The following is a 13,879-nucleotide window of genomic DNA, read 5'->3' as shown; positions in this document are numbered from 1 at the left end:
ACCGTCCCTTATCCTCGGTGTTTATAACGGAGGAGGAAAACAAATGTTGGAGAAATGTTTTAAACTGAGTGAGAATCACACAACGGTAAAAACAGAAGTACTGGCCGGATTTACTACTTTTATGACAATGGCGTATATTCTGGCAGTCAATCCGGGGATTCTTGCAGCAACCGGTATGGATCAGGGAGCTGTCTTTACGGCAACAGCAGTGGCATCCATGCTCGGAACATTATGTATGGCATTTTTTGCAAATTACCCATTTGCTCTTGCACCGGGAATGGGATTGAATGCATATTTTGCTTATACAGTAGTAATTGGAATGGGATATTCCTGGCAGACGGCGTTGACGGCAGTATTTGTGGAAGGTATTATTTTTATTATTCTTTCCATCACGAATGTGCGTGAGGCTATTTTCAATGCGATTCCGGTGAATCTGAAAGCAGCAGTCAGTGTTGGTATTGGTCTTTTTATTGCATTTATCGGACTCCAGAATGCGAATATTGTTATCGGGGGAGCAACTCTGGTTGAGATTTTCTCCCTGAATGGATACAATCTTGCTAATGGGGTAGAGGCAACTTCCCAGGATGTGGGAATTACAGTGCTGCTTGCACTTGTTGGTGTAATTATTACGGCTGTTCTGGTTGTAAAAAATGTTAAGGGAAATATTTTGTGGGGAATTTTAATCACCTGGATTCTGGGAATTGTATGTCAGTTTACAGGAGTTTATGTTCCAAATCCGGAACTGGGATTTTATAGTCTGCTTCCGGATTTCAGCAACGGAATCTCTGTTCCCAGCCTTGCACCGGTATTTTGCAAGCTGGATTTTAAGGGAATCTTTTCATCAAATTTCCTTGTGATTATCGTTGCATTCCTGTTTGTAGATATGTTTGATACAATTGGAACATTAATTGGAGTTGCATCTAAAGCGGATATGATTGACGAAAATGGAAAGCTTCCAAGAATCAAGGGAGCACTTATGGCTGATGCGCTTGCTACAACTGCAGGAGCAGTTCTTGGTACCTCTACAACAACAACATTTGTAGAGAGTGCATCCGGTGTAAGTGAGGGAGGTCGTACAGGTCTTACAGCATTTACGACGGCAGTGCTTTTTGGACTGTCCCTGTTCCTGTCACCGATCTTTTTGGCAATTCCGTCCTTTGCTACGGCACCGGCTTTGATCGTGGTAGGTTTCTATATGCTGACAAATGTGGTAAATATTGATTTTAATGATTATGGTGAAGCAATACCGTGCTTTATCTGTATGGCTGCAATGCCATTTTTCTACAGTATTTCTGAAGGCATTGCACTGGGAGTTATTTCCTATGTAGCAATCAATCTTTTTGCAGGCAAGAGTAAGGAGAAAAATATCAGTATATTGATGTATGTACTGGCAATTCTCTTTATTTTGAAATATATTCTTCTGTAGATGAGATAGAGGACGATGGGATAGGGGACGGTTCTCTGTCCTGTATACTTGCAGGACAGAGAACCGTCCCCTATCCTACGGGCGCCTTTCAGATAATTTAGATTAGGAGTGGGGCTGGTTATATGAAAAAACAGTCAGTGGAAAGAAAATTCGTGGGCTATGTCTCGCAAAATATATTGGGTATGATAGGCATATCAGCCTATATTCTGGCAGATACATTCTTTATATCCAAAGCAGAAGGAACTGCTGGGATTACGGCATTAAATCTGGTACTTCCGATTTATGGCCTGATATTTGGAATCGGAGCCATGCTGGGTGTGGGCTCTGCAATCCGGTTCAATATTCTGCGTGCCCGTAATGATAAATCGGCAGATGAATATTTTTCGAATGCGCTGCTCTATGCAGTTATATTTGGATTGGTTTTTATGGCAGCCGGAGCAGCTGTACCGGACCGGATTATGGAATGGATGGGCGGAGATGCGCAGATTGTAGCGGTTGGAACACCGTACACAAGAATCTTTCTGTTGTTTGCACCTTTCTTTATGGGGAATCATATCTGTAACGCATTCGTGAGAAATGATAAAAATCCCAATCTGGCTATGAGGGCGACATTATTCAGCAGTCTTTTTAACATTGTGATGGACTATGTGCTGATGTTTCCATTGGGGCTTGGGATGGCAGGAGCGGCCTGGGCTACAGCGTGTTCGCCGATAGTCGGAATACTGATCTGCTGCAGACATTTTTTCTCCGAAAAGTGTACGATAAAACTGGTGTGGAAACTGCCTTCGGTAAAGCAACTTATAACAGCATGTAAATTAGGTACTTCAGCATTTATCGGGGAAATATCTTCCGGTGTCACGACAGCAATATTCAATTTCCTGATACTGGAACTTGCGGGAAATGATGGAGTGGCAGCGTATGGCGTTGTAGCCAATACATCCATCGTGGCAATATCCATATTCAATGGAGTATCACAGGGGGCACAGCCGCTGTTCAGCCAGTTCTATGGAAGAGGGGATGACAGAGCTGTCAGAAAAATTTTGAAAATGGCGCTGGGAACAGCTATAGTCCTTGCACTTACAGTTGTCATTTCGGCAGGTATGTTGGCGGAGCCGCTTGTCCGAATTTTCAACAGCGAAAATAATGTACAGATGGCAGCCTACGGGGTAGAGGGAGTTCGAATCTATTTTGTGGGATTTTTATTTGCCGGTTTTAATATTGTAGGGGCAGGATATTTGGGCGCGACAGAGAATTCCGGGTGGGCGTTTTTGACTTCCATTATGCGCGGCATTGTGGCAATCAGTGTGTGTGCTTTTGTGCTGGCCCGGATTTTTGGAATGACAGGAATCTGGATGGCCTTTCCGGCAGCGGAATTATTGACAACTTTTTGCACATCCACAGCAATAAAGAAGGGATAGGGATGGTTCTCTATCCCTTTTGCACTTTTGTAGCGGTCTGTTTGTTAGATTAATCAGAGGACAGGGAAGGTCAGAGAACCGTCCCCTATCCGGGGAGGTAGTATGAATCAGGTATTTCGTGAGGAAAAGAAGTTTTTAATTAATGTAGAAGAATATATGAGGAAAAGCCGTCAGCTGGAGCAGGTGCTTTTGCAGGATGAACATAATGGGGATCAGGGATACATGATTCGTTCTTTGTATTTTGATTCCCTGTATGATGAAGATTATTTTGATAAGCTGGCAGGGATTGAGACCCGCAGGAAGATCCGCCTGAGGTGTTATGATCCGGAAAGTTCATATGCGATGCTGGAGATGAAGCAGAAACAGGGAAGCAGTCAGCTGAAGAGATCCCTTAAAGTATCCAGGGAGGATGCCATGCGGTTAATAGATGCGGATTATTCTCCGCTTCTGAAATATCCGGATCCGTTTGCACAGGAGTGTTTTGCTCTGATGCACTGCAAATGTTATCGGCCAAAAACCATTGTACAGTATGACCGCAAGGCATTTGTTGCGAGGGAGAATAAAACACGGATTACGTTTGATCATAATATTGTATCCACAGAGAGCAATCTGGATCTTTTTTCACAACACCTTAATATGAATCCTGTTCTGGATGCATTTGATGTGGTGCTGGAGGTAAAATTTAATGGCTTTTTGCTGGAATACATAAAGAGACTGCTCAACAGTATAGATAAAAGTGAGCTTTCGGTAAGCAAGTACTGTCTTGCAAGGCAGAATGCATATCAGACAAGTTTATAAGGGAGAATGAAATTATGAGAGAAAAAATTTACAGTTTATTTACGAATCCTGCGGACATGACGTGGGAGCAGATTCTGATGAATCTGTGCGTGGCAGCCCTGATTGGTTTTATGATTTATATTTCCTATGCCATATCCCACAGAGGAACTATTTACAGTAAAAAGTTTAATGCATCTCTGGTAGCGCTTACCGTGCTGACAGGGACAGTAATGACGGTAATCGGTAATAATATTGCACTCTCTCTTGGTATGGTAGGTGCGCTTTCCATTGTGCGTTTCCGCACAGCAATTAAAGATTCCAGAGATACGGTATACATATTCTGGACCATTATCGCAGGTATCTGCTGCGGTGTAGGGGATTATCTGGTGGCTTCCATCGGAAGTGGAATTACTTTTCTGGTACTGATGATTCTGGGATGTATTAAGAGTGACAACAGAATGCTTCTGATTATTCGGGCAAAGAGAAACCGGCAGGATGCGATCCAGGCGCTGGTATTCAAACGACTGAAGCATAAGGCGGTGCTCCGGGTCAGAAATACCAGCGAGTCTCATGTGGAATTTATTTATGAAATTACCCGAAAAATGCTGAGTGATGCTGAAAAAAACGGGGAAAGTGTGAGTGATGATATCTACAGACTGGGAGATATTGAATACGTAAATATTGTGATGCAGAACGATGAAATATCGAACTAGGGAGGAGACATGAAGTATAAGCTTTGGGGAATCAGCGCATGGATTGCCGTTATTTTACTGTGTATTTTCATCCCTTCCCTGTCAGGAAATGCTGAGAAGGAGAGATATCAACAGCATCTGGAAGCAGAACCTAAGGCGGTCTGCAGCCATGGGGAAGAAGTTTTCTGTACCCATCTTCCGCTGGTAGAGATAGATACAGAAGGGCAGATGATTCCGGGAAAAAATATTGTGGATGATTTGGGAAAAATAGTGGGACAGGAGACTACATTGGATGGACAGGATGAGATCTTCGGAAAGATAACGATTGTTGATAATGAAAAAACAAATAGCCATATGGATGATAAACCGGCACTGGAAAGCCGGATGAAGATTCATATCCGCGGTAATTCTTCCCGCTCTTTTGATAAAACAAATTTTTCGATTCGTTTGACGGATGAGAATGGGGAAAGTCAGCCACAGAGTGTGATGGGAATGGATGAGCATCATGAGTGGGTGCTCCATGGGCCATTTCTTGATAAGACGCTCATGCGCAACTATATGTGGTATAACCTGGCGGGAAAAGTTATGGATTATGCACCCAACGTCCGTTTCTGCGAGGTGTTCGTGAATGGAGAATATCAGGGAGTATATGTGATGACAGAGAGCATTACTTCCGGTGAAGGTAAATCCAGGCTGGATTTCTCCGTGGACAAGAAGGACAATACATTCACCGGATATCTTCTGAGACTGGATCGGGGAAGTGAAAATGAGATGAAAAATATCGGAACCTTTTCCCAGTATTCCAGGAGAACCAATCTTCAGCTGAATATTGTTTATCCTGGTACGAAGAAATTGACACCGGAGCTTAAAGATGCAATTCAGCAGGATTTTTCGTATTTTGAAAAAACTCTGTATTCCTATGATTATGATAATGATAAATATGGATATGAGCAAATGATAGACGTGGATTCCTTTGTGGATTATTTTCTTATCAATGAACTTGCCTGCAACTATGATGCCGGGTGGCTGTCTACTTATATTTATAAGGGGATAGATGGGAAGTTCCGCATGTGCATATGGGATTTTAATTCCGCATGCAACAATTATCAGGAGCAGATTATGTCCACGGATGGATTTCAGATGCAGGATTGTCTCTGGTATTTTATGCTGACTAAGGATGAGGATTTTACGGACAGAATCGTTGAGAGGTATTGGGAGCTTCGTAAGACTTATTTTGATGAAGAATATCTGGACAATTATATAGATGATGTCGCAGTATATCTGGGAGATGCCATTGACAGAAATTATGAAAAGTGGGGATATACTTTCCAACCGGAGTATGATCTGCTTGAGCCTGCCAATCGGAATCCCCGGTCTTATGAAGAGGCGATTTCGGATATGAAAGAATTTCTCCATGAGAGGATTCAGTGGATGGATGAGAATATCGAAACCGTGCGGCAGTATTCCTCAGAATCCAGAATCAAGAAATTTAACGAGAATGCAAATTAACAGGGAAAGAGCAGGAAGAGAATATGAAAAAATTTATTATAGCAGTTTCCGCTGTCATATGCCTGTACCTTGCATGGGATTACGCCTATTATCGTATGGGGATCTATGTGGATATTCATCCGGATCAGGAAGTTACCACATTTATGAAAGTATATGGAGATCAGATTTTTCAGAAATGTGATTCCGGATACGCGCCATTTGAAATCCGGGGTGTCAATATGGGATCCGGAGAGCCGGGGGAGTGGGCTACGGATTTTGATATTGATAAGGAGACTTATTTGCGCTGGTTTCGCTATATACAGGAGATGGGAGCAAATACTATCCGCATTTACACGGTACAGTCCGATGAGTTTTATAATGCTTTTTATGAATACAATAAGGATAATGAGAATCCACTGTGGCTGATTCATGGTGTATGGGTCAATGACTATGTACAGAATTCTCATCGGGATGCCTATGACAGGGATTTTTATGAAGCCTTTCTGAATGATTGCAGAACGATGGTGGATGTGGTCCATGGCAAACGAAAGATCAGTCTGGGTCGTATGGCCAGTGCAGGTTCGGGAAGTTACAGACATGATATTTCCCCATGGGTAATCGGATACATTCTGGGTGTGGAGTGGGAAGATGTAACGGTGGTTTATACGGATGAGACTTATAATGATGTGGAAGGGTATGAGTCTTATGCGGGTAATTACATGTATGTGGATAAGGGGTCGCCTTTTGAGACGATGCTGGCCAGAGTTGGGGACAAGGTTATAGAGTATGAGACGAAACGTTATAAGCAGCAGAGACTGGTGGCTTTTTCCAACTGGCCAACCACGGATCCTTTCCAATATCCGGAGGATGTATCGGCTTATTTTATGAAATGTGCCTACGTGGATGTAGAGCATATTAAGACAACGGATGAGTTCCTTGCGGGGCAGTTTGCATCCTACCATGTGTACCCTTATTATCCGGATTATCTGAGCTATGTAAATGACTGGGGCCAGTTGGGGTTTACAGATTCTTCCGCTTTTTTAACAGAGACCGGTGAGCTTAACACTTACAGAGCTTATCTGACTATGCTGACAAATCATCACAGTATGCCGGTTGTAATCTCTGAGTTTGGAGTTTCTACCGGCAGAGGTATGGCACAGAGGGATATGAATACCGGAAGAAATCAGGGTAATATGTCAGAGTCAGCTCAGGGGCAGGCTCTGAAGGAGTGTTATGAAGATATCATGGCAGCCGGATGCGCGGGGAGCTGTGTGTTTTCCTGGCAGGATGAGTGGTTTAAGCGGACATGGAACACCATGTATGCGATTGACCTGAAACGAACACCATACTGGTCAGATTATCAGACAAATGAGCAGTATTTTGGACTCCTGTCCTTTGATCCGGGGAAAAAAGAGTCGGTCTGTTACGTGGATGGTGACATTTCCGAATGGAAGAAAGAGGATCTGGTGTGTGAAGGGAAAGATATGTCCCTGTCCATGAAATATGATGAGAAATTTGTTTATTTTCTGGTGCATAAAAAGAATCTGGACTTTGAAAATGACAGTCTTTATATTCCGATAGATACAACGCCTAAAACGGGCAGCAGCTATTGTGAGAATTATGATCTTCTCTTTGACCGGGCAGCAGATTTTCTGATTGTTCTGAACGGCAGTGAGAACAGCAGGATCATGGTTCAGGAGCGTTATGAGGCACTGCGTTCTAATTATGCATTTAATGTATATGGATATGATACCTATGTGAAGAAAAATATTCCGGAAAAGGATTCTCCGTTGTTTGTAGAAATTAATATGATTCTTCAGACAGCGACACCGCTTCTGTATCAAACACAGGATGCGAAAGCAGAGGTCTATGAGACTGGAAAGCTTACTTATGGAAATGCCAATCCGGAGGCGGAAGAGTTTAATTCCCTGGCGGATTTTATCTGTGAGGGTGATTATATTGAACTAAAGCTCCCGTGGCAGATACTGAATTTTGCGGATCCTTCGAGAATGGAGATTCATGATGATTATTATGACGGAAACTATGGCGTGGCTTATATAAATATTGATAAAATGTATGCGGGAGTGGGAGATTCATCACAAAACGGAAGGATTCCTCTGGTGGCTTATAAATTGAAAGGATGGGAAAATAAAGTAACTTATCATGAGCGGCTTAAGAGTTCTTACTATATTATGCAGAAACTCTGGGCAGAGAAGTAATGAGACAGGTACGGGTAAAGGAAAGGCAGGTGGAACGGATGAATATCGAAACAATGATTTTTGCATATCTTACAGTCTGCATCAGTATGATTTTGTTTAATATTGCCTGTATTTTTGTTTTTGCCAGAAGAGAAAAAAATATGGAACGAAAAAGCTATCATTTTGAAGAGCAGATCAGAGAACAATTTATGAAGGTTGCAAAAGAAGAACATATTGATTCGGAACACAGGAACTATCTTATACGGAAGATGAACCACATTAGTAATCTGATAGCTTTTGACGAAACTCTGGATCGTCTTCAAAAGGAGGATTCGGAGAATTTGTCCCGGTATCTGGAGGAGGTTTACCCTGTTTTTATCCAGTTGAGCATGAAATATCAAAAGAAGAATGAATTGAAGGAAGCCTATTTTCCATACCTTATTCAGAAATACGATATTATTAAAAATAAAAGAAATCGTATTATAAACAATATGCTTTTAGATATGGTGAAAAAACCAAGTCTTTACTGCAGGGAGAATGCATTAAAGGCGCTGTACACTACCGGGAATGTGGAATGTGTTATGATGGCGATCCGCATTCTGGACAGGAGCAGAGTTTATCATAGTCCCAAACTATTGACTGACGGGCTGTTATCTTTCGCAGGAAGTCATGAGGAACTGACAGCAAAAATATGGGAGACTTTGGGAGAGTACTCAGTGGAGATGAAGGTGACGCTTTTGAATTATATACGATTTCAATCGGGAGCATATTGTCAGCAGATGCTGAGCCTTCTTAAGGATGAGGGAGAAAATGAGGAAGTTCATTTTGCATGCATCAGATATTTGGGAAAATATCCATACGAAGACGCATATGAGCTTCTGATTGATTTTGTAAATCATGAGACAGAGTATCCATGGCAGTATGCGGCTATTGCAGCGAAAGTCCTTGCGGCGTACCCGCGTGAGGAGACGATCCTTGCTTTGAAGGAACGGCTTCACAGTCATAACTGGTATGTGCGTCTGAATGCATCGGAGAGTCTGGAACATCTGGGATTAAGCTATATGGATCTGATAGATGTCTTTGAAGGAAATGACAGGTATGCCAGGGAAATTCTCTGTTACCGCTTCGATATGCGGAAAATCAGGGAAAAGGAGGTGACCGCACCATGATGGATGGGACAATGGATGCAATCAAAGTGTTTCTGGATGGAGTGGAGATATTCTTTATCATCTATCTGATCGGTTACTCGACCTTTTTATTTCTCTCGGTGGCAGTGGGGTCTTCTACTCTGTACAGAAAAAAGCAGCAGGTGAGGATGAAGAGTATTCTCATGCAGGATTATTATGTGCCGGTGACAATAGTCGTTCCCGCGTACAATGAAGAGATTACCGTAGTTGAGACGGTAAAATCGCTTTTGGCCCTGGATTATAAATTGTATGAAATTATTGTGGTAGATGACGGATCAAAAGACGGCACATCTCAGGTGCTGATAGACGCATTTCATATGCAGCATATCCGGCGGCCTGTCAGATACCAGATTGAGTGCCAGCCGGCAGAATTTGTGTACGAGACAACAACGCAGAAGGTTCCGCTTACTTTGATCCGTAAGAAAAACGGCGGCAAAGCGGATGCGCTGAACATGGGAATTAATGCCTCAAATTACCCATATTTTATTTGTATGGATGCTGATTCAGTACTTCAGTATGATTCTCTTAGTAAGATCGTACAGCCGGTTCTGGAGCAGGGAGATGTTGTGGCTGTAGGAGGAACGGTGCGGCCATCCAATAACGTGGAGCTGGAAAACGGACGGGTAAAGAGATACCGCCTTCCCAAAAATATTCTGGCCTGTATGCAGGTACTGGAATATGACCGGTCTTTTCTGGCATCCCGAATTTTATTTGATAAATTCAACGGTTCCCTGATTATTTCCGGAGCCTTTGGATTGTTTAAAAAGGATGTGGTGATTGCGGCGGGAGGATATGATCATACTACAATGGGAGAGGATATGGAACTGGTGGTAAAGCTTCACGAATACTGTGTGGTTAATGAGATGCCATATGTAATCCGTTATGCTACAGATGCTATCTGCTGGACGCAGGCGCCGGAGAGATTGCGTGACCTATGCAAGCAGAGAAAACGCTGGCATCTGGGTCTGTTCCAGAGTATGTGGCGTCATCGGGTTATGTTATTCAACCCCAAATTCGGAGCGGTAAGTTTTGTTTCTTATCTTTATTTCCTGTTATACGAACTGTTATCTCCGTTTATTGAGGTATTTGGAATTTTTACTATGGTACTGGCCTATTGTGTAGATCTGATTAATGTTCCGTTTATGATTTTGTTCTTTGTAATCTATGCGATTTTTGGATCGGTGATGTCACTGACCGCATTTTTTGCAAGAATCCATACCATAGATCTGAAAATATCCTTCAATGACGTCATAAAAGCTGTCTGCCTTTGCTTTTTTGAGATTACCTGTCTTCGTTTTGTTATGGCATTTGTACGTACAACTGCCTTTATAGGATATAAGAAGAAAAAGCTGAATTGGGGAAGGATTGAACGAAAGAAAATAGATTTAAAATAGTCGGAAGGATGATGATTATGTGCAAATGCGTTTGTAGGATAATCCTGTTTCTGAATCTGTCAGCGCTGTTTTTCATCTTTTGTGATGTCTGTGCGTCGGCGCAGGTGACAACTACAGAGGAATCCACCGGGCCCGCAAATTGTGTTTATGTGGCTGGAAATCCGGATATGTATCCTGTTGAGTTTTATAATAAGAAGACGGGAGATTATGAAGGAATTATTCCTGAGATATTGGAAAAGGTATCGGAAAAAACAGGGAAAGATTTTATATATGTCAGTGGCGGAAGACGGAACAGGCAGAGCAGACTTGCTAAAAACTGTCAGGCTGAGATGATATCAGCGCATGAAGCAGGCAAGATAAATCCTGAAAACATTTATTTGGAAATGCTGGTCTTAACGATAGAGCGTGAAGGAAAGACAATGGAAGTGTATGTCGGTTTTACGAAAATTGCTTCTCAGGAACTGATTGATCAGATAAGCAGTGCCATGGAACAGGTTTGCAATGAGGAACTTACAGGAATTACCCTTTCCTATATGGCAAAGAGCGAACGACCGGGGGTTCCGGCTATCTATCTTGTCATTGCCTTTGGAGTTCCATTTTTATTGAGTGTATCTTTGAGTGGTTACGTCTTTCATCTGAGACGACAGAGAAAAACACAGAAGGAAAATGCGATGAAGGATCCTCTGACGGGGATTGGAAATGCTGATTATCTGGAGTATTATTTTGAACAGGTTGTTTCCCCACAGACCATTGGGCTTTATTATCTTGCATATGTGGGACTTGATATTGAACAGGTTCGACAGTATCAGGGAGAGACAGAGGCAGAAGAACTTCAGAGATATTGCGCCTCGCTTCTTTCACAGTATGCCGGGGATGAAGAAGTGGCTGCAAGGCTGGATGAAGGAGTATTCATTCTCTTATTTCAAAGCGGAAATGATGAAAATGCAGAGGACCGGATAGAGCAGCTGCTGTTAATGCTGCGCACATATTCGAATAAATTCAGCAAGGAGTATGAACCGGTTATTCATGTGGGAGGGTATCATCTGGAACCGGATAGCAGATGCGATATGGCAGTTTTCAGTGCAAGGCAGGGATATCTTTACGCAGTGAAGAATTATAAAGATTATACGCTTACGAATCGGAAGTTATTGGATGATGCAAAGAATGCACCTCTTCTGCATCTTGAAATTCAGGAGGCTGTTAAAAAACAGCAATTTCAAATGTATCTTCAATTTGTTGTAGATAAAAATACAAAGGAAATCTGTGGGGCGGAAGCTCTTTCACGCTGGGAGAATCCAAGAGAAGGATTATTGAATCCGGGAAAATATCTGGAGATTATGCATGATGCGGGCATAATAGCACAGTTGGATTTTTACATTCTTGAAGAGGCCTGCAAACAGTTAGTGGAATGGAGGCAGCAGGGACTCGGACATCTGCATATTGCCTGCAATTTTACAAGGACATCCATATGCGGAGAGGATTTTTTGCCGCAGTTTAAAGAAATTGTGGAGAAGTATGAATTCAATCGTAAGAAGCTTTGGTTAGAGGTTACCGAAGAATTCCTGGCTGATAATGCTGCAGCGATTTTACAGAATCTGCTTGAGTGTAAGAAAATGGGATGCTATATCCTGCTGGATGATTTTGGAAGCGGCTATTCTTCTTTACGGGATTTGTGTGATTTTCCAATAGACTGTATTAAGATTGACAGGGCTGTTCTGAGGAAGGTTATTCAGCCAAAAGGTATGGCGCTTCTCAGAGCAATTAATACAATGGTTCATGAGATGGATATGGAGGTGCTTTGTGAAGGAGTAGAGACAGAGGAAGAAAATCGGAAGATAGAGAAAATTCCCTGTGAATATATTCAGGGGTTTTATTATTCCAGGGTTCTGCCGAAAGAGTATGCAATGGAATATTACAGGAAATATTCGGAGGAAGGAACAGGGAACCACCCCCTATCCCCTTGTTAAAAATCGATTGAAAGAGGTATTAGGATGCGTACATTCTGATACCTCTTTTTGGTTTGGTATATATGGGCTAACGAGTAACTATAGATGCAGTCTATAGAAGAACTATATATAAATATTACCGATTGGGAAAAACCTTCCATAGAGTGTATAATACAAATAATAGGGTAAATGTCGGCTTTGTAAAGAAGAGGCAGGGGAATGCCAAAGATCCAGGGAAGGAGATAGTATAATGAAAAAAAGAAAGTCTATTCTGGCGAAGTTGTTATGTGCCGTTATGGCGATTTCGTTGACAACAGGTGCTGTATCAAGTGCGGAACTGAAAGAAGTAAAGGCGGAATCTATACCGGTGTATCATGGTATTCCGGCATATCAGCAGAAGGATGTTTTCGCGACCGAGACGGTAAAAATACAGGGAATCACCGTTGAAAAGGTGGTAAATGATACGGTTAGCCCTGTGATAACGAACACAATTCAGGAGCCGGTAAAGTTTGTAATTTACAATAGCACGAAGCAGATAGTTGAGCAGCGTGTTGAGTCTGAAAATGGAATGCTTCCGAAATTGAATCTGGTTAAGAACCATAATTATATTATTTTTGCAGAGGACTCAAAATATAGGATGCCTAATGTATATATCTGGGTAAATGGCAACAAGATTGTAGATATTAAGAAGAATGTCGATACTTATGCCTATCCGGAGGTGGACAGCCTGATACTGTACGAAAGAGATAGCGAGGAGCCGAATCCGGAAGGTACTAACAGAGTCTTTATCAATCTGCCGGTTCGCTACGGAGAGGGAGCTATGGCTAATGTCAGGTTTAAGCTGGTAAGCGCTGTGGAAACAGTTGAAGCTGTAACTACGAATAGTGGCCAATTAAGGGCTGATATTCTGGAGGATATTACCTATATGGTGGTGGCAGATAACGAGCAGTATGCTGTGGAGCCTCTGGTTCTGGCGGCAAAGGATAAGTCAGAATATGGCGCTGGCAGATATGCTTACAATCATGCCGATTGCAATCGAATTGATACTATCCAGCTTGTAGATAAGAAGTATGCCCATACGAACGATACAACGGTCACCAGTATATCGGGGAAGACCACGGTGACGGGAATGAATTTCAGAGATTTTCTTGTGTTGGATAAAGAACTTGACAGCAGTCTGGTGACGGGGCTGGAGAGCAATGATTATACGGTTCTGGATATCAAGGTTGTCAATCCGCACAGGTGGGAAGTATCAAAGCTTGCAGCAGGAGAATATCCGGTTACGGTAAAGATTGATAAAAACAGGACTGTAACGAACGTTTATTATCTGGATGGTGAGAATCAGCTTTGTCC

The 13,879-nt window shown here is 42.3% G+C and carries 10 protein-coding genes; all 10 read left to right on the top strand.

All coding sequences use genetic code 11. The features are described from left to right. The first annotated feature begins 43 nt into the window (after positions 1-43). Positions 44-1,426: an NCS2 family permease gene (locus ACQRCC_RS13835; protein ID WP_427851350.1), complete on the top strand. Its 1,383-nt coding sequence runs from the start codon at positions 44-46 to the stop codon at positions 1,424-1,426. Between the two features lie 122 nt (positions 1,427-1,548). Next, positions 1,549-2,844, top strand: coding sequence for an MATE family efflux transporter (locus ACQRCC_RS13830; protein WP_427851349.1), 1,296 nt, complete (start codon positions 1,549-1,551; stop codon positions 2,842-2,844). 102 nt (positions 2,845-2,946) lie between these two features. Continuing rightward, positions 2,947-3,642, top strand: a complete 696-nt coding sequence (locus ACQRCC_RS13825; RefSeq protein ID WP_427851348.1) for a polyphosphate polymerase domain-containing protein — start codon at positions 2,947-2,949, stop codon at positions 3,640-3,642. 14 nt (positions 3,643-3,656) lie between these two features. Beyond that, entirely contained in the window at positions 3,657-4,334 is a 678-nt protein-coding gene (locus tag ACQRCC_RS13820) for a DUF4956 domain-containing protein (RefSeq protein ID WP_427851347.1), read from the top strand. Between the two features lie 9 nt (positions 4,335-4,343). Continuing rightward, the gene (locus tag ACQRCC_RS13815; RefSeq protein ID WP_427851346.1) at positions 4,344-5,822 is read left to right on the top strand and encodes a CotH kinase family protein; all 1,479 of its coding nucleotides are present in this window, start codon (positions 4,344-4,346) and stop codon (positions 5,820-5,822) included. Positions 5,823-5,845: 23 nt separating this feature from the next. Next, on the top strand, positions 5,846-8,020 hold the full coding sequence (locus tag ACQRCC_RS13810) for a hypothetical protein (protein ID WP_427851345.1): 2,175 nt from the start codon (positions 5,846-5,848) through the stop codon (positions 8,018-8,020). Next, on the top strand, positions 8,020-9,168 hold the full coding sequence (locus ACQRCC_RS13805; RefSeq protein WP_427851344.1) for a hypothetical protein: 1,149 nt from the start codon (positions 8,020-8,022) through the stop codon (positions 9,166-9,168). Before ACQRCC_RS13810 ends, ACQRCC_RS13805 begins: the two co-directional genes overlap by 1 nt. After that, on the top strand, positions 9,165-10,580 hold the full coding sequence (locus ACQRCC_RS13800; RefSeq protein WP_427851343.1) for a glycosyltransferase family 2 protein: 1,416 nt from the start codon (positions 9,165-9,167) through the stop codon (positions 10,578-10,580). The genes ACQRCC_RS13805 and ACQRCC_RS13800 overlap by 4 nt, the downstream gene beginning before the upstream one ends. Before the next feature lie 17 nt (positions 10,581-10,597). Next, positions 10,598-12,547, top strand: coding sequence for an EAL domain-containing protein (locus tag ACQRCC_RS13795; protein ID WP_427851342.1), 1,950 nt, complete (start codon positions 10,598-10,600; stop codon positions 12,545-12,547). Positions 12,548-12,776: 229 nt separating this feature from the next. Next, a partial coding sequence (locus tag ACQRCC_RS13790; protein ID WP_427851341.1) for a hypothetical protein occupies positions 12,777-13,879 on the top strand: 1,103 nt, incomplete at its 3' end.

Origin of the sequence: Sporofaciens sp. SGI.106 (assembly GCF_050314255.1) — a bacterium.
Taxonomy (GTDB): Bacteria; Bacillota; Clostridia; order Lachnospirales; family Lachnospiraceae; genus Claveliimonas.
Note: the sequence above shows the minus strand (reverse complement) of the source record. Positions and strands in the feature narration are given on the sequence as shown.